This is a genomic window from Candidatus Sororendozoicomonas aggregata, assembly GCF_031528575.1.
Classification (GTDB): domain Bacteria; phylum Pseudomonadota; class Gammaproteobacteria; order Pseudomonadales; family Endozoicomonadaceae; genus Endonucleibacter; species Endonucleibacter aggregata.
In genome coordinates, this window is sequence record NZ_JAVLSP010000083.1 from 1 (window position 1) to 17,158 (window position 17,158).

Below are 17,158 nucleotides of genomic sequence, written 5' to 3' on the forward strand. Positions count from 1 at the left end.
GAGGATAATAGTGGGGCTATTTGACGAAGAAGCAGGAATTTTTAGACCAATTTATCGCAACCGCAGTAGGGTAGTCTATTCTCGGACAGGCTCCTAGCCAGTCTGACCCCTTCACAGGATCTTTGCCAGACTGAAAAGGCCCACCACAATACCCTCGTCATCAGCTACGTGTTTTTATCTTCACAAAGACAGGATTCAAGCCCATGACATACAAAACAATACTCGCCTCAATGACCCTGATGCTAGTAATGGTATCCGGTGTATATGCAAACCCAGATGGGGAATGCAGGCACGATGCTGACCAGATGAAAGCTGATATTTATAAATACCGCAGCATACACTCCTCAAACGGTTTTGAGCTTAATGATATATATGAGCCCGTTAATGCCAGTTCTCCTGGTCGATGCAGCGGCTACGCCAAAGGCTACCTTGCATTCACTCAAAGCGCTCAGAATCGCGCTGAATTTTTGCTGTCATGGAAAGTGCATAACTGGAGAAAGAGGCTTGACGCTATTGTCCTGTAAGTCTCGTGCCAGGTGGTCTTTATCAGAGTGTAACGACGCCAAAGATATCACTTCATCGCCTTAGCTGCCTCATGAAGGTGTCACAATCAGAGCGGCTTTCATTGGGATATCCGTGGACCAGCCGCTTACTTTTCGAGAATTGCCATGATTGTTATGCCTGCTTCACACTTCACCAAAACAGGATCCAGGATTATGACATTCAAAACAGCATTCAAAGCAGCACTCACCTCAATGACCTTGATGCTAGTGATGATATCCGGTGCTTACGCGAGTCCGGTTGATAAATGTAAGTTCGATTTTTCCCAGATGAATAATCAAATTGCAAAGGACAAATCCATAACCACGACAAACGGGTATCAAATTGATCGATTAATTGGACCCGCTATGGCCAATGGTGACTCATGCAGGGCCTCTGGCAAAGTAGGCTTGATACATTTTAAGCTGTCATGGAAAGCACATAACTGGGGTAATACGCTTTTGGCTGTACGGGACTGAAACGGCGCCGAAGATCTAGCCCGACAAGCTCCTGGCGCAAAAAAGCGTTAATATACATACAACCATCACTTTGGTCACCCCTGCTAAGGCGGGAGTCCATTTTCTGGTAGATTCCCGCCTTCGCGGGAATGACGACTGTATGGGTATTAGCGCTTGACAGCACGGGTACCGATTGACTGTCCTCATTGCGCTTTACGGTGTCAACGAACGCCAGCGGTACGTTGAAACTCCTCGCGATAGCAGGCTTCACTCGTCGTTTCTACTGCTCTGACGCCCAGTTTGTAAACGCTTACGGTAGTTAGAAAAGACGATTGGTATAAGAAGCGGTCTTAAAAGTCATGCGCCTACCGCGGCTACGATAAATGGGTCTAAAAAGTCGCTTTTGTTCGTCAAATAGCCCCACTATTCTCCTCACAAAAGCGACTTTTTATCCGCCATTTCTCGCAGTCCTCGCTACGGGCAGACTTTTAAGACTGCTTCTAAGACATTCCAGGAATGCAAGCTGCCCTGTTTAATGACCCACTGTCTTTTTACTGATGACAGACTGCAATGCCTGGTAGGCAAGCTCACTGGCATTTCTCTTAAGAACGTTATGAATAGCGACAAAGGCTTTCTCAAGGGTCTGTTGATAGACTTTATCCGTCAATGCTTTCACCATTGCGTCACACAATGCTTCTGGCGTAGCATCATTTTGCAATAACTCTGGCATCAGTTTCTGACCTGACAACAGATTAGGCAAAGCCACACAGTCCACATTAACCAACCGCCTGACTATAGCATACGTAATCGGATTCATCCGGTAACTCACCACAAGGGGGCGTTTGTGTAACGCGGCTTCCAGCGTTGCCGTCCCCGATGCGATTAATATCGCATCAGACGCAGCCATTATCTCGGATGCTTGACCATCGTAAAGCGTTAATTCAAGATCATTGTAATCTTTTGCTATCGTTATTAACTGCCGTTTACGCTTCATATTGGCACAGGGCACCAGGAAACGAGCATCAGGAAACTGTTTGGTGAGCAAGCGTGCTGTTTCAAAAAAAAGCGCCCCCAAACGCGAGACTTCAGCACTCCTGCTCCCTGGCAGCACGCCAATAACAATCCCCTTTTCCGGCACCTCAAGCGCCTCCCGTGCTGCCTCTTTATCAGGCCGCATAGGCACCATGTCTGCCAGTGGATGTCCGACAAACGTTACCTCCACATGATGAGCGTTGTAATAGTCGGCCTCAAAGGGAAGGAGTGTCAGCATATGATCAACTGACTGCCTGATCTTTTTTAAACGCCCTTCACGCCAGGCCCATACTTGGGGGCTAACGTAATGCATGGTTGGAATACCGGCTTTTTTTAGCTGTTTTTCCAGCCCCAGATTAAAGTCAGGCGCATCAATCCCTACAAAAACAGTGGGCTGATCGCTGATCAAGCGTGCTGTTAACTCACGACGAATACCAATCAGCTCTTTCAGACGACCAAGTACTTCCATCAGCCCCATAACCGATAAACGTTCCATGGGGAAAAGGCTGTCAAACCCTTCAGCGATCATTAAAGGACCACCAATACCATAGCAATAAACATCTGGATGATGCCGCCTGATCTCACGAATCAGACCAGCGGCAAGAATATCACCGGACAGTTCACCAGCAACCATGGCTATCTTTAAGGGTTTGGTTGATATTGCAGCAGAAGGACAGTCATTCGTTAAAGGCAAGTTTGACATGGGCTAACGAGTAATACCCCGCGTTGACGCTTTTAAAGAATCAATGAGCAATTGAAGCTCTGGCTGTGTCCCTATCGACTCCAGTTTTTCAATAGCTTCACCAATGCGCAACCCTTGACGGTAGATGATTTTATAGCACCGACGCAATGTCTGAATCAGCTCCTTACTGTAGCCCCTGCGTCGCATACCCTCATAATTCATACCATGAGCAGCCGCGGGATTACCACTGGCCATGACAAAAGCAGGCATATCTTTATACACCGCGGTGTGTCCGGCGGTCATACTGAAAGAGCCGATAACACAAAACTGGTGGACTGCCGTAAAGCCCCCAAGAATAACACCATCACCTATCACTACGTGCCCGCCCATTGTCGAGTTATTCGCAAGCACACAGTCGTTTCCAACCCTGCAGTCATGGGCAATATGTACATAAGCCATCAACAGATTTCTATGACCAATGCGTGTTAACGCTTCATCTTGATGGGTACCGCGATGGATCGTACAACTTTCACGAATAATATTGTCATCACCTATTTCCAGGTAAGTTAACTCATCGACATACTTTTTATCCTGACAATCTTCTCCCACACTGGAAAATTGAAAAATACGATTATTTTTTCCTATCACCGTAGGGCCTTTAATCACTACATGGGAATGAATCAGCGTTCCCGACCCAATCTCTACGTTCGGACCAATATAGGTCCAGGGACCAACCTGGACATCATCAGCCAGTTTTGCTTTTGGGTCAACAATGGCTGTTGGATGAATACCAGCCGTTGCGTCGCTTCTAAAGCGGAAATCGTTCAAGTTGCCAGCTCCTTCATACGTGCGCAGGTAAGATCAGCAGAACTCACCAGTTTACCATCAACACGTGCTTCACAGGAAAATTTCCACATACTTTGACGACTCGTCAGGTAAGTTGCCTTCAAGTACAGCTGATCACCGGGCACAACAGGGCGCTTGAATTTTACTTTATCTGATCCCGCCAAATAATAAATAGGCGCCTCACCCACTTGATAGCCCACCATCACTGAACCAAGAAGACCAGCAGCTTGTGCCATAGCCTCCAAAATCAATACACCCGGCATGATAGAGTGATCAGGAAAATGACCGTTAAAGTAAGGCTCATTTACTGAAACATTTTTAATGCATTCGAGCACATTTTTGCCGTTTTGATTGTCTTTTTCCAAACTAATATTCACTACCCGATCCACCATCAGGAAAGGGTAGCGGTGTGGCAAAATCTCCCTGATTTTTTCAATTTTGATCATGGATTAATAAACTCAAATCTGTGTCAATGATAGAAAAAGGCCACTAGGCGCCTGTCCGAGAATAGACCACGCTACTGCGGTTGCGATAAATGGGTCTAAAAATTCCTGCTTCTTCATCAAATAGCCCCGCTATTGTCCTCATAAACAGAAATTTTATCCTCAATTTCTCGCAATCCTCGCTAAGGGCTATTCTCGGACAGGCTCCTACTAGAGGGAGCGCGCTGTCACACAACCACTCCCTGCCCAGCCTTTTTAACCAGCAGAAAAGCATAACATTCAGTTTTTTTCCAAACGTTTCACGCGTCTTGCCAGATTATCCAGCTGCCGGAACCTAACCGCATTTTTTCGCCATTCACGGGCTTCCATAAAGCCTGTACCTGAAGCATACACGCCCGCTTTTTTGATAGAACCAGTCACCATGGCCATACCGCCAATATGGGTATTATCCGCAATGGTCAGGTGACCGGCAAAACCTGCGCTACCGGCAATAGTGCAGTTTTCACCAATTTGAGTACTACCGGAGATGCCCGCCAGGGAAGCTATGGCGGTATTTTTGCCAATAACAACATTATGGGCAACCTGGATCAGGTTATCCAAGCGGACACCGTCACCAACGATGGTATCCCCCAGCGCACCGCGATCAATACAGGTATTGGCACCAATTTCCACATCATCACCAATCAACACGCCGCCAATCTGGGCAATTTTTACCCACTGCCCTTTGTCTTGGGCATTACCAAACCCATCACTTCCAATGACTGCGCCGGGGTGGATGATAACGCGCTTGCCGATGCTGACACCGTGACAAACAGTCACATTTCTAGCGATACGCGTTTCTTCACCAATAATACTATCGTGCCCAATGACAGCACCTGCTGCTACCGTCACTCCCCTGGCAACCATAACCCCTGCTTCAATGACAACCCCAGGACCAATGGCTGCCTCTGGGTGTATTTGAGCATCTGGACTCACCGTCGCTGACGCGTCAATACCAACAGGCACCTCTGCCGCTGTTTTAAAAAAATGAGACAATCGCGCATAACCCAGATAAGGGTTGTCCACTATCAGTGCATTACCCGAAAAATCAGCCGCACTGGCAGGCGCAAGGATCACCGCCCCCGCCTCAGTGCTTGAAAGGTAACGGGCATAAACCGGGTTAGCCAGAAAACTCAGCTCTTGCCCTGTTGCTTCCTTTAAGGTGTTTAATCCAGTAATGACCAGAGCGCCATCCCCTTGCAGCTGAGCTCCCAATACTTCAGCCAGTTCACGTAGCGTGTACATCTTTTTAGCCATTATTATGAATCTTGTTCAGGCGCTCAATCACCGCTCGGGTAATATCAAACTCAGGTTTAACAAAAGCCGCGGCACCGCGCTGGATCACCAGATCGTATCCCTGCTCTTTGGAAATTTCCTCAATAGCCTGCCCCAGCATTGGGCGAATTTTCCCCAGCTCTTCCTGGTCAGAACGTGCTTTCTCCATACGCAGCTGGCGATCCTTCAATTGGAGGTCTTCGTACTTGCGCTTGATTTCGAGCTGGCGACTTTCTTTCTGGGCAGCAGAAAGGGCAGGCTCCTCTTTCTCGAGTTTTTGCTCCATTTTTTTCACTTCATCCGTAAGGGTTTTTATCTGTTTGAGCTGAGGAGCAAACTTGGTTTCTGCCTGTTTTGCGTATTGCTTCGCTGGTTCGGACTCCAACACGGCCATGTCAGCATCAATAACAGCAATCTTCATGGAAGCTGCCGTCGTTTGGGCAGTGGAAGCTGCCGCCGCTGTCTGGGCAAAAGACACCAGCATAACCAGTGTTAAACAAAAGAATCGTATGAATTTCAAGGTTTTCTCCTGATGAGTCAACTAATAATCTGCTCTATCGCAACAGTAAAATGCAGAGCCGCATTATAACGAAAAGGCGCGTTTCCGCACCTTTTTGTGGTTTCATTTTGTGGTTTCAACAAGTACAAGGGCTTATTATTTCACCCGCCTGATAATAGCGAAGCAAATACCAGGAACCCGTTGGACTTAAGACAATTTCGGCCTAAAATCCAGAAAGTGCGAGAAAGCGCGAGAAAACGCGGCCAGAATTTCCGATCAATTTGCTTAAACAGGTCAGCTATTCGCACAAATTGATCGAAAATTCTGACTCGCCCTACTGAATTTTATGCTCGAAAGCATAAGTCCGACAGCCTTCTAGAAGGGCGCGCCAAGAGAGAACTGGAAGACCTGAGTTTCATCTTTATCCTTCGGATTTAACGCTTTTGCCAGGCTGAATGTTAAGGGTCCAAGGGGGGTAATCCAGGTCAGGCCAACACCGGCACTGTAGCGAAGATCACTGAAGCTTGGTTTGCTTGAGTCAACGACACCCTCATGGTCATTTCCACTATTGTCAAATACATTACCAAAGTCAAAGAACACGCTGGTGCGCAGGGATCGCTGATCTTTAACAAACGGTAGAGGGAAAAGCACTTCAATAGTTCCTTCTATCAGCGTATCCCCACCCATACTGTTGTAGTCACCACCCTCGGTGTCTTCCATAGCCTTTGGTCCCAGAGTGTTATCTTTATAACCTCTTACAGAGCCAAACCCACCGGCATAAAAGTGTTCGAAAAAAGGCACGTCATCAGTATTGCCATAAGCGCCAGCATAGCCAAGACGAGTAGCAAAACGCGCTGTCAAAGAATCAGTAAGGGGCTGAAAATACTGTCCTCTGTATACCAGCTTATAAAAGGTTGTCGTAGAACCAGGAACCGCAATTTGCGAGGACACACTTTGTGAATAACCACGCGTCGGCAAAAGCCCCCGGTTCAACTCCGACTCAGACCAGCCAAGGGTTGCCTGAAAATTAGTAAAGCTGTCACCTTCTTTCTCCAGATAATCTTTAAAGACTTGCGGGCTAGTGTCCCCTGTCGTTACTTTTGTCCCTTCAACGCCAAAACCAAAGTTAATACTTTGCGTTTCGGACAGTGGGTAGCCAAAGTTGACATTACCTCCCCAGCTATCTGCCGCATAGCTGGAAATATCAGACTCCTCATAATCATAAGTACGATAATGCACGCCAAAGCCACGGCTCACACCACCAACACTATAGTAAGGATTAGTAAAGTTAAAACTGTACAGCTGGCTCAAGTCACTTTTGTTGAGTCCGATAGACACCTTGTTACCGGTCCCGAGGAAGTTACTCTGACTGATAGAGCCACCTAACAGCAAACCATCAGACTGAGAATAACCAATACTGGCGGTGACACTGCCCGACGGTTGCTCCTGCACGGTATAGTTGACATCAATCTGATCGCTGGTCCCTGGAACCGGCGGTGTTTCTACATTGACTGCCTTGAAGTAACCCAGACGCTCAAGCCGGACTTTGGACATCTCTATCTTTTCAGTATTGGCCGAGGCACCTTCCATTTGTCGCATTTCACGACGCAGTACCTCATCATCCGTTTTCGTATTGCCATTAAAATTAATTCTTCGAACATACACACGACGCCCCGGGTCTACAAAAAACGTTAATGCAACGGTTTTCTTATCATGATCAGGCTTTGGGACACCTGTAACATTTGCAAAGGTATACCCTTCATTTCCCAGGCGCCGGCTGAGGGACGTTTCCGTTTGTGTAATGACTTTTCGTGAGAAAGTTTGATCAGGCTTGGCCAGCAGCAACTTTTCCGCTTCCTCTTCAGGAATAATCAGATCCCCTGCCAGTTTCACATCGCTGATGGTGTATTTATCACCTTCATCAATGTTCACCGTAATATAAACATGAGCTTTGTCAGGACTGATCGCCACCTGCGTCGAGGTAATGTTAAAGTTAATATAGCCATGATCAAGGTACCACGAGCGAAGGCGCTCCAAGTCTCCTGACAGTTTTTCACGGGAATATTTATCACTGGAACCAAAAAAGGAGTACCAGTGACTTTCTTTCAACTCAAATAAGTCAAGCAACTCTTCCAGCGGATAAACCTTATTGCCCACAATATTAACATGACTGATCGTCGCGACTTTGCCTTCCTTAATCTTAATGGACAACTTCACCCGGTTTCGTGGCTGCGCTTCCAGCTCCGTGGAAATACTCGCTCCATAACGCCCCTGAGCAACATACTGTCGCTCAAGTTCCTGACGAATAGCCTCAAGAGTCGCTTGCTGGAAGATTTCACCCTCCGACAGACCCGCTTTGCCCAACCCTGTTTTCAGATCATCCGTTTTGATGGCCTTGTTACCTGAGATAACAATTTCACTAATAGATGGTCGCTCAACAACTTTGACGACCAGCACTTTCCCGTCCTGACCCATCTGGATATCTTTAAAATAACCGGTCCGAAAAAGTGCCCGGGTCGCGTCTGCTACCGCAGGGACTTTAACATCATCACCCACTTTGATAGGGAGCGCGTTAAAAACCGTACCAGCTGAAATGCGTTGCAGGCCATCTATCCGGATGTCTGAGACAACGAATGCCTGAGCACCTGACGCATAGGCCATAGAGCCAATCAGCAAAGACAACAGTGATCGATTCATGGAATCCGTTCTTATCCGTGTTCATTTTGTACTCTGAAGAGGCAGACAAGATCATCAATGCTGCCCATGCCGTATGTCAGAATAGACGACTTACATCATTATAGATAGCCAGTCCCATCACACATATCACCAGAGATACCCCAATTTTCAGACCCAACAACTGGACCCTTTCAGACAGAGGCCGCCCTCTGACCAGCTCGACCAGATAGAAGAACAGATGCCCTCCATCAAGCACAGGTATTGGCAGCAAGTTAAGAACCCCCAAACTGACACTTAACATGCCAAGAAAGTACAGAAAGTTCTCAAATCCCGATGCCATAGAAGCGCCCGCCACCTTAGCAATAGTGATGGGACCACTCAAATTTGTCACTGATACCAGACCAACGACCATTTTCCACAACGAATTGACAGTCATCGTCGTTAACGCCCAGGTGCCCTCAGCTCCCTTCACTAAAGCGGTAACCGGCCCATACTGTAACGTTCTTATCATCGACGGGGGCCAGGAAACCGGGTGAACACCCGCACCAATATAACCACTGTCAATACCATCAATACTCCGGGTATCCGGTCTCAGAGAAAGCTGTATCAGCTTTTCCCCACGAACAACGGTGACCGCCAGTACTTGATCAGGATGGTTTCTTACCCACTTTACCCAGGACGACCAGTCAGATAAGGGCTGTCCATCCACCTGCACTATTTTGTCACCGACTTTTAACCCGGACCTGGCTGCGGCACCCCCATCAACCACGCTGCCAATGATAGCAGGAATTACCGGCGTGTAAGGTCGAATACCCAGAGAAAGCAAAGGAGCAGGGTTCTCATCACCTGCCAACCAGTTTTTTACAGAGAGGTTCCGTTCAACCACAGTCCCGCCGGTATGAGCCGCACCCGGCTCACCGGGCAGCACTGAAAACCGCAGCGTTTTTGTTTCGCCTAAAGCACTAACCAGCGCCATATTGACGGCTTGCCACCCTTTTGTTTCAACACCATCCACCGCCACAATTTCATCACCAGCCTCAATACCGGCCATTGCGGCGGGAGAGCCGGGTATGACTTCGCCAACCTGCGGCGCTACTGTCCGCACACCGACCAGGTACATCAGCCATAACGCAACAATCGCCAATAAAAAATTGGCAACAGGTCCAGCAACAACAATGGCAATCCGGGATAACACCGACTGGCTATTGAATGAAAGGTGTTTTTCATCGGCTGAAACAGGCCCTTCCCGCTCATCCAGCATTTTGACATAGCCACCCAATGGAATAGCAGCGAGGGAAAATTCGGTACCATGGCGATCCTTTTTTTGCCATAGGGGCTTGCCAAAACCAATAGAAAAACGCAGCACTTTAACACCACAGCGACGCGCCACCCAAAAGTGGCCGTATTCATGGATACTGACCAATACTCCCAAGGTGATCAAAAAGGCGACCACGGTTTGTATCGTATCCAAAATCATACGATATTATCTCCTACTACAAAGGCAGACTCGGTGAAGCGCTTTCGTAAAGCTATCATGACATACTATCATTTTTCAGTTTAATGATGCATTGCTTAGCCAGACAACGTGCCTGCCGATCCGCATCGAGCACATGCTCAACGGAAGCTGCTGCCTGACTCTCAAGGGCTTGCAGCACCTCATCGACGACCCGGCTAATGTGGTCAAAACGCAATTGATGACATAAAAACGCAGCCACGGCCTGCTCGTTCGCCGCATTCAGCGCTGCTGGCGCCGTCCCCCCCGCCCTGGCTGCTTCCATAGCCAGCTTCAAACAGTGATAGCGTCTCATGTCAGGCTCATAAAAATCAAGGCACGCAATGGTGGATAAAGACAGGGGAGTTACGCCAGACGCTATTCGTTCAGGCCAAGCCAGCCCATGGGCAATGGGCGTGCGCATATCAGGGTTTCCAAGCTGGGCCAGCACTGAACCATCCACATAATCCACCATCGAATGAACAATACTCTGCGGATGAATAACCACGTCAACCTGATCCGGCCGGGCATCAAACAGCCAGCACGCTTCAATAAATTCCAGTCCTTTATTCATCATAGTGGCTGAATCTATGGATATTTTTTGTCCCATACTCCAGTTGGGGTGCACACAAGCCTGAGCAGGGGTAATCTCAGCAAATTTCCCTAAAGGCGTCTCTCGAAAAGGCCCACCTGATGCCGTCAATACAACACGCCGAACACCAATGGTGTTCAGCCCCTTGGAAAAATGGGGAGGCATGCACTGGAAAATCGCATTATGCTCGCTGTCAATAGGTAACAGTGTCGCGCCTGCCGCATTAGCGGCAGACATAAAAAGTTCACCGGTCATTACCAACACTTCTTTGTTGGCCAGCAACACCTTCTTCCCTGCTTTTACTGCTGCCAGCGTAGGCAGCAGGCCAGCCGCACCAACAACCGCCGCCATCACCGTATCAACGGCGGGATCTTCAGCAACGGCAACAATGTGCTCCGTGCCCCATAAGATTTCTGCCCTCAATCCTTTTGCCTGAACAGCAAGCCGCAGACGTTTCGCTGCTGTTTCATCAGCCATCACCACCTGATCCGGGTTAAACTGGGAAATCTGAGCCAGCATCAGAGCGTCATTTTTCCCTGCCACCAATGAGCGCACACGGTAACGCCCGGGATGACGGGCAACCACATCCAGTGTATTTTTTCCAATAGAGCCTGTTGAGCCAAGAATACACAGTTCCTGCATTATTGCTTCCCGTTTACACACTGAAGTGAAGCGCCAGGGCAAATAACGGCAGAGCGGCGGTCAAACTATCGATTCGATCCATAACACCACCATGCCCTGGTAGTAAACTACTACTGTCCTTTATGCCTCGCTCTCGCTTTAACAAGCTTTCGAGCAAATCACCCAGCACCGAGATTAATGCTACCATCATTGCCAATAGGACCAATACAATTTCTCGCCCGACAGTCGCGTGCGTGAACTTCCCATACACAACCGCGACCAGCATGGAAAAAGCAATGCCCCCAAGCAGGCCTTCAATGGTTTTCTTTGGACTCACTTTTTTTGCCAAAGGCCTCTTACCCAGATTCTTTCCAGCAACATAAGCGCCTACGTCAGCGGCCCACACCAGCAAAAACAACAACACTATCGCCTGTGGACCGTGATGAATCTTCAGCATTACAATGGCTGACCAGGCCGGTACCAGCACAAGGGAACCCATCAACATTCTCACCAGACGCGACTTACAGAAATTCGCTGAAGCGGGATATTGACTCACCATCACAAAGGCAACCACCCACCATAGTAACGCCCCACCCATCAGTGTCAGGCTCGGCACATCGGTGTTATAGTCCCACACACACAGTACGCTCAGTAGCACTGTATAAACCAACTTGCCCGCTCGATGGGAGACACCGGCCAAATTCGCCCACTCCCAAGCACCGAACATAATCACCAGTCCGGTCAGCAGGGCAAAATGAGGAACAGACAACCAGAAAACCGCTGCCAGCGCAACAAGTGCCAGAACCCCTCCGGTTAGAATTCGCTGTTTTAACACAAATGTATAGCCTCCAACGGCTCTCTCTGGCTCTGTCAACCCGTATGCTCCACCCAACACTATCGGGGGAGCATAGAGATAATTACTGATCATCAAGGGACAATGAATTGACAAGAAATGACTAGGACAGCAAAAACACGTTGCGGGAGCCCTCTTAAAAATGCAAGCCCCCACAAGAAACCAACTACCCCTGTCTTATAATGACCTGCAAATGTTACAAGCCTTTATCAACACAAAAAAGCATGCCTCAGGGTAGCTTCATTGTAGAAAATATCAAAAGCCCGTCACTCCTGAAAAAAAGGAATCCAACACGACAAGGTCACCACCTTTTCAGGGACGACCCTGGTAAAGTTTTCATTGCCAATACCCTTAAAAACTTTTCAAAAGCTTATTGTAAGCTGCAACCGCTGATAAAAGCTGCCTGGCTTGAGCTTTCATTCGTTAAATAGCGCCACCAAGGCCACAAAAAATCAAGAAACAGGCCGTTTTTCTCATCAGTTTCACTCACCAAAAAGATCATGAGCAACCCCTTAAGGCATAGGGTTAGATTTCCATTAGATCGTTTTCTTTCTCACCTAACGCCTTATCCACACCAGAAATCCACTGATCGGTCAGCTTTTGGATGTCATCTTGAGCCCTGCGCTCTTCATCTTCACTGATCTCCTTTTCTTTTTCCAGCTCCTTCAGATCAGCCATAGCGTCACGACGGATGTTACGAATGGCAATGCGGGCATTTTCTGCTTCAAAGCGTGCCTGACGGATAAAGCCTTTACGCGTTTCTTGTGTCAATGGCGGAAGGGGGATACGAATTACCTCACCTGCCGTGGAAGGGTTAAGGCCAAGGTCGGATTTTAAAATCGCCTTTTCAATTTCAGGTACCAGCGCTTTTTCCCAGGCACGTATGGACAGCGTACGGGCATCTTCCGCACTAATATTCGCCACTTGTCCAAGAGGCGTTTCTGACCCGTAATAGAAGACCTTGATACCATCCAGTAAGCTTGGATGCGCCCGACCGGTCCGAATTTTAGCAAAGGAGACGGCTAAAGAGTCCACGCTCTTTTCCATCCGCTCAGCGGCATCATGTTTTATCGCATTAATCATTTGTCACCCCCGTTTATGAGCGTTCCTTCCTCACCACCTACCACGAGATTCAGAAGTGCCCCGGACTTGTTCATATTAAATACCCTTACCGGCATATGCTGATCCCTGACCAGACAGATGGCTGTCAGATCCATTACTCCCAGCTTTCGCGCCAGAACATCGTCATAACTTAGCTGCGTAAATTTTACCGCATCGTTGTATTTTGTCGGATCTTTATCATACACGCCGTCCACTTTGGTGGCTTTTAGTACCACATCCGCGTCTATTTCAATGCCACGAAGGCAGGCCGCGGAATCTGTAGTAAAAAACGGGTTACCGGTACCCGCGGAAAAAACCACCACATCACCATTATTAAGATAGCGCTGGGCACGTCGACGGTCATAATGCTCAACGACACCACTCATGGGAATCGCAGACATCACACGCGTATTGATATTAGATCGTTCCAGCGCGTCGCGAATGGCCAACCCATTCATAACCGTCGCCAACATCCCCATATGATCACCCGTCACACGGTCAAGACCCGCAGCATTGAGCTCTGCGCCACGGAACAGATTCCCTCCCCCGACCACAATAGCCACCTGAACACCAATTCCTACCAGTTGTCCTATCTCCAGGGCTATCCGATCAAGCACACGCGGGTCTATACCAAACTCACCTCGGCCTTGTAAAGCCTCACCACTGAGCTTAAGCAGTATGCGTTGATAATTGGGCTGTCGATCACTTCCAGGCATATCGATTCTCGCATTATTCGTGGTTTTAAGCAGCTGACCTTATACTACTTAAAGCAAATACCATAGGGTCAGACACTTGGAAAAAATTTCACCTGACAAGCCGGCACCCATAATAGCCCCAACTTGCCAAAGTGACGCGCCGGCAACATTATAACCATGCGGGAGCATAAAACCGCTACCATGGGCAATGCATGGTAGCAGCCGTGAACAAACCGCGACACCAGCAGTTACAGGCCAGCCTGCGCACGAACCTCAGCGGCAAAATCCACCTCTTCTTTCTCAATCCCCTCGCCCACCTCAAAGCGAACAAAGCCAGTCACTGTCGCGCCGGCTTTCTTGGCCAGAGCGCCGACTTTAACGTCGGGATCTTTTACAAAAGGCTGTTCCAGCAGACTGTTTTCTGCCAGGAACTTGTTGATACGACCACCGATCATTTTTTCAATAATCTCAGCAGGCTTGCCAGACTGCTCAGCTTGTGCCCTGAAAATTTCCTTCTCTTTCTCGACCAGCTCAGTCGGCATGTCTTCCTTGCTGACAACCTGTGGGCTAACAGCCGCTACATGCATGGCCACATCACGAGCCAGTTCAGCATCACCACCTTGCTGGCTAACCAGCACAGCAATTCGCTTGTTGCCGTGGACATAACCGGCCACAACACCCCCTTCGACCAGCTTCACACGACGCACATTGATGTTCTCACCAATTTTCTGGACCAGCGCCAGGCGAGACGCCTCCAAATCACCGGCCATCAAGGTAGCAACATCCGTTTCTTTACGCTCAAATGCCACATCAACGACTTTCTCAACGTAGCCCAGAAAGTTTTCATCACGGGCAACGAAGTCAGTTTCACTGTTAACTTCAACCAGAATACCGTAACTGTTGTCCGCCGCGATTTTGGTAGCGACGATACCTTCTGCAGCTACACGACCGGCTTTCTTGGCCGCTTTCGCCTGACCGGACTTGCGCATTTCTTCGATGGCTTTTTCAATGTCACCGTCCACAGCGACCAAAGCTTTTTTACACTCCATCATACCCAAGCCGGTGCGCTCACGCAGCTCCTTCACCATTGCCGCAGTTATTGCTGCCATGATTGACTCCTCTCGCAATTGATGTTCAAGCTCCTCAAAAGGAGCAGAATGATTATCTGGGTTTCGCCGACAAAATAACAGTGTATTCTACCGGCCCCATTAACTTGGCCCCTCAGAAACCATAATAAAGTCTCCAGGAGCGTGTCGGGCTTATGCTTTCGAGCATAAAATTCAGTAGGGCGAGTTATAATTTTCGATCAATTTGCGCGAATAGTTGACCTATTTAAGCAAATTGATCGGAAATTCTGGCCGCGCTTTCTCGCGCTTTCTCGCGCTTTCTGGATTTTAGGCCGAAATTGTCTTAAGTCCGACAGGCTCCTAGGGCGGCTATTGATATTTTTTGTTTTTATTGACAAAACATAGTTATTTTTTTTTAATGCTGATTTTTTTAGAGGAAGTTATGGCAGAAAGTACACTGACCCATGAGGATAAAAAGTCCGGGTTTATACGAATAATGGAAAGGGTGGGGCATCGCATCCCTGACCCTGTCATTATTTTTATGTTCCTGTTTGTTCTCACTGCCATCGTCTCATTATTTATGGGAGGCTATACCTTTCAGAGTGTCGGCAGCGATGGGAGTGTGGTTGAATACTCCATTAACAATATGTTGTCGGCGGAAAAAATTCGCTGGATCTTTGATAATGCCATTCTAAACAACTGGCTGGCATACGGTAACGGTGTACTGGGTATTATCCTGCTGTCAGTTTTGGGGGTTGGGATTGCCGAGCAGTCGGGCTTGCTGGATGCGCTGATTAAAAAAATAGCTGTCCGTATCAATGAGCGCTGGTTACCTACGCTACTGGTCTTTCTTGGCATTATGTCCAGCATTGCCACCGATGCAGGCTATCTAATTCTGGTGCCACTGGCAGGTATGCTGTACGCAGGTATTGGGAAGAACCCGTTGATCGGTATGGTGGCAGCCTTTGCCGGTGTTTCTGCCGGGTTTAGTGCTAACCTGATTCCAGCGACGCCAATAGATGTGGTCGTTGGCGTGAATGCCGAGCTGTTTGCGAAAGCGCAGAACGTGCCTTTTGTTAATGCCATGGGTGAACAGCTTAACCCCATCACCATGAATTATTTCTTTATTGTCACCTCTGTATTTGTACTGGGTGCTGTGGGTGCGTTTGTAACATCACGGTTTGTTGCGCCAAGGCTTGAAAGGCAAAGCTGGCAAATGCCAAAAGAGCTGGACACCAAAAACTTTACGGTGAATCCAAAAGAAGAGCGGGCGTTGAAGTTTGCGGTGCTTGGGTTGATGGTTTCGCTGGCATTTGTTACCTGGTTGGCATGGGGTCCCCTTGCGTCTTATACCAGCGAAGCGGGCAAAACGGTGACACCCTTCCTCAATAATGTTGTATTGATGATAGTGATCATCTTTGCCATTACCGGTGTGTTCTACGGTGTTTCAGTCGGTCGTTTCAAGTCACTGACGGATGTGGTCATGGCGATGTCCAAGCAGATGAACACCACTGGCTATATTCTGGTATTGACTTTTTTTTCATACCAGTTTCTGGCGCTGTTAGGCGAATCAGGCATTGGTACTTACGTAACCTATCTGGGTGCTACTTTTCTGCAGTTTTTGGGTTTGCAGTCCTCACCGCTTTTACTCTTAATCGCTTTTATCCTGACAACCGCAATGATTAACTTGTTTGTTGGTGGCTTGACGTCTAAATGGATGTTGTTAGGACCTATCTTTATCCCGATGTTGTACCAGGTCAACCCTGCCATGACACCAGATTTGATTACCGCTGCATTCCGTGTTGCAGACTCTAGTACCAATATTATCACTCCAATGATGAGTTATGCGGGTGTAGTACTGGCCTTTATGCGGAAATACAAACCGGAAATGAGCCTCGGAGACCAGATTGGCATTATGATACCATATTCCATTTCGTTTATAGTGACATGGACAGCACTGCTGGTAGGCTTTGTTGTATTGAATATTCCTTTAGGATTCTGATCTTTTTTTGGGCAAGCTACTGTTTTATAGCTTGCCCACATCGACACGTTTAAAGTGTTTTGCCGTAAGTCGCTGCCAGTCAATTCGTGCACGTTTTTTAATGTGTCTCTGTTTTTACCTTTTTTTTTCACCTTTTTGGTAAGTAGTCCAGGAGCCTGTCGGGCTTAAGCTTTCGAGCATGAAATTCAGTAGAGCGAGTCAGATTTTTCGATGGATTTGTGCGAATAGTTGACCTATTTAAGCAA

General features: G+C 48.0%; 15 protein-coding genes. 3 read left to right on the plus strand and 12 right to left on the minus strand.

Annotated elements, in window-relative coordinates; translation table 11 throughout:
* Positions 1 to 203 precede the first annotated feature (203 nt).
* Both V4C51_RS13910 and V4C51_RS13915 read left to right on the plus strand, forming a co-directional pair.
* Positions 204 to 524 carry a hypothetical protein gene (locus V4C51_RS13910; RefSeq protein ID WP_330926782.1) on the plus strand — a complete coding sequence of 107 codons (321 nt, stop codon included), beginning with the start codon at positions 204 to 206 and terminating at the stop codon, positions 522 to 524.
* 192 nt (positions 525 to 716) lie between these two features.
* Positions 717 to 1,019 carry a hypothetical protein gene (locus tag V4C51_RS13915; protein WP_330926784.1) on the plus strand — a complete coding sequence of 101 codons (303 nt, stop codon included), beginning with the start codon at positions 717 to 719 and terminating at the stop codon, positions 1,017 to 1,019.
* A 511-nt stretch (positions 1,020 to 1,530) separates the two neighbouring features.
* Here V4C51_RS13915 and lpxB read toward each other — a convergent pair.
* The 12 genes from lpxB to tsf all read right to left on the minus strand — a co-directional run bounded on the left by lpxB (position 1,531) and on the right by tsf (position 14,953).
* Positions 1,531 to 2,733, minus strand: coding sequence for a lipid-A-disaccharide synthase (lpxB, locus tag V4C51_RS13920; RefSeq protein WP_330926785.1), 1,203 nt, complete (start codon positions 2,731 to 2,733; stop codon positions 1,531 to 1,533).
* A 3-nt stretch (positions 2,734 to 2,736) separates the two neighbouring features.
* Positions 2,737 to 3,540 carry an acyl-ACP--UDP-N-acetylglucosamine O-acyltransferase gene (gene lpxA / locus V4C51_RS13925; protein WP_330926786.1) on the minus strand — a complete coding sequence of 268 codons (804 nt, stop codon included), beginning with the start codon at positions 3,538 to 3,540 and terminating at the stop codon, positions 2,737 to 2,739.
* Positions 3,537 to 4,004: a 3-hydroxyacyl-ACP dehydratase FabZ gene (gene fabZ / locus V4C51_RS13930; protein ID WP_330926787.1), complete on the minus strand. Its 468-nt coding sequence runs from the start codon at positions 4,002 to 4,004 to the stop codon at positions 3,537 to 3,539. Before fabZ ends, lpxA begins: the two co-directional genes overlap by 4 nt.
* 276 nt (positions 4,005 to 4,280) lie before the next feature.
* Positions 4,281 to 5,297 (minus strand): UDP-3-O-(3-hydroxymyristoyl)glucosamine N-acyltransferase, encoded by a 1,017-nt coding sequence (lpxD, locus tag V4C51_RS13935; RefSeq protein ID WP_330926788.1) that lies wholly within the window; start codon positions 5,295 to 5,297, stop codon positions 4,281 to 4,283.
* Positions 5,290 to 5,835 carry an OmpH/Skp family outer membrane protein gene (locus V4C51_RS13940; protein WP_330926789.1) on the minus strand — a complete coding sequence of 182 codons (546 nt, stop codon included), beginning with the start codon at positions 5,833 to 5,835 and terminating at the stop codon, positions 5,290 to 5,292. Before V4C51_RS13940 ends, lpxD begins: the two co-directional genes overlap by 8 nt.
* A gap of 354 nt (positions 5,836 to 6,189) precedes the next feature.
* The gene (gene bamA, locus V4C51_RS13945) at positions 6,190 to 8,511 is read right to left on the minus strand and encodes an outer membrane protein assembly factor BamA (protein ID WP_330926790.1); all 2,322 of its coding nucleotides are present in this window, start codon (positions 8,509 to 8,511) and stop codon (positions 6,190 to 6,192) included.
* Between the two features lie 76 nt (positions 8,512 to 8,587).
* Positions 8,588 to 9,967, minus strand: a complete 1,380-nt coding sequence (gene rseP / locus V4C51_RS13950; RefSeq protein ID WP_330926791.1) for a sigma E protease regulator RseP — start codon at positions 9,965 to 9,967, stop codon at positions 8,588 to 8,590.
* Between the two features lie 55 nt (positions 9,968 to 10,022).
* Positions 10,023 to 11,216: a 1-deoxy-D-xylulose-5-phosphate reductoisomerase gene (gene ispC / locus V4C51_RS13955; protein ID WP_330926792.1), complete on the minus strand. Its 1,194-nt coding sequence runs from the start codon at positions 11,214 to 11,216 to the stop codon at positions 10,023 to 10,025.
* Positions 11,217 to 11,229: 13 nt separating this feature from the next.
* A complete protein-coding gene (locus V4C51_RS13960) occupies positions 11,230 to 12,069 on the minus strand; it encodes a phosphatidate cytidylyltransferase (RefSeq protein ID WP_330926793.1) in 840 nt (279 codons plus the stop codon).
* A 504-nt stretch (positions 12,070 to 12,573) separates the two neighbouring features.
* The gene (gene frr / locus V4C51_RS13965; protein ID WP_330926794.1) at positions 12,574 to 13,131 is read right to left on the minus strand and encodes a ribosome recycling factor; all 558 of its coding nucleotides are present in this window, start codon (positions 13,129 to 13,131) and stop codon (positions 12,574 to 12,576) included.
* Complete coding sequence (gene pyrH, locus V4C51_RS13970) at positions 13,128 to 13,865, minus strand: UMP kinase (RefSeq protein WP_330926795.1); 738 nt, start codon at positions 13,863 to 13,865, stop codon at positions 13,128 to 13,130. Before pyrH ends, frr begins: the two co-directional genes overlap by 4 nt.
* Before the next feature lie 227 nt (positions 13,866 to 14,092).
* A complete protein-coding gene (tsf, locus tag V4C51_RS13975) occupies positions 14,093 to 14,953 on the minus strand; it encodes a translation elongation factor Ts (RefSeq protein ID WP_330926796.1) in 861 nt (286 codons plus the stop codon).
* Between the two features lie 400 nt (positions 14,954 to 15,353).
* Between tsf and V4C51_RS13980 the strand changes: the two genes are divergently transcribed.
* The gene (locus V4C51_RS13980; RefSeq protein WP_330926797.1) at positions 15,354 to 16,913 is read left to right on the plus strand and encodes an AbgT family transporter; all 1,560 of its coding nucleotides are present in this window, start codon (positions 15,354 to 15,356) and stop codon (positions 16,911 to 16,913) included.
* Positions 16,914 to 17,158: the final 245 nt, after the last annotated feature.

Coding starts and splice junctions, on each gene's coding strand:
- V4C51_RS13910 (WP_330926782.1), top strand. CDS start 204: ATGACATACAAAACAATACTCGCCTCAATGACCCTGATGCTAGTAATG.
- V4C51_RS13915 (WP_330926784.1), top strand. CDS start 717: ATGACATTCAAAACAGCATTCAAAGCAGCACTCACCTCAATGACCTTG.
- lpxB (WP_330926785.1), bottom strand. CDS start 2,733: ATGTCAAACTTGCCTTTAACGAATGACTGTCCTTCTGCTGCAATATCA.
- fabZ (WP_330926787.1), bottom strand. CDS start 4,004: ATGATCAAAATTGAAAAAATCAGGGAGATTTTGCCACACCGCTACCCT.
- lpxD (WP_330926788.1), bottom strand. CDS start 5,297: ATGGCTAAAAAGATGTACACGCTACGTGAACTGGCTGAAGTATTGGGA.
- bamA (WP_330926790.1), bottom strand. CDS start 8,511: ATGAATCGATCACTGTTGTCTTTGCTGATTGGCTCTATGGCCTATGCG.
- rseP (WP_330926791.1), bottom strand. CDS start 9,967: ATGATTTTGGATACGATACAAACCGTGGTCGCCTTTTTGATCACCTTG.
- ispC (WP_330926792.1), bottom strand. CDS start 11,216: ATGCAGGAACTGTGTATTCTTGGCTCAACAGGCTCTATTGGAAAAAAT.
- frr (WP_330926794.1), bottom strand. CDS start 13,131: ATGATTAATGCGATAAAACATGATGCCGCTGAGCGGATGGAAAAGAGC.
- pyrH (WP_330926795.1), bottom strand. CDS start 13,865: ATGCCTGGAAGTGATCGACAGCCCAATTATCAACGCATACTGCTTAAG.
- tsf (WP_330926796.1), bottom strand. CDS start 14,953: ATGGCAGCAATAACTGCGGCAATGGTGAAGGAGCTGCGTGAGCGCACC.
- V4C51_RS13980 (WP_330926797.1), top strand. CDS start 15,354: ATGGCAGAAAGTACACTGACCCATGAGGATAAAAAGTCCGGGTTTATA.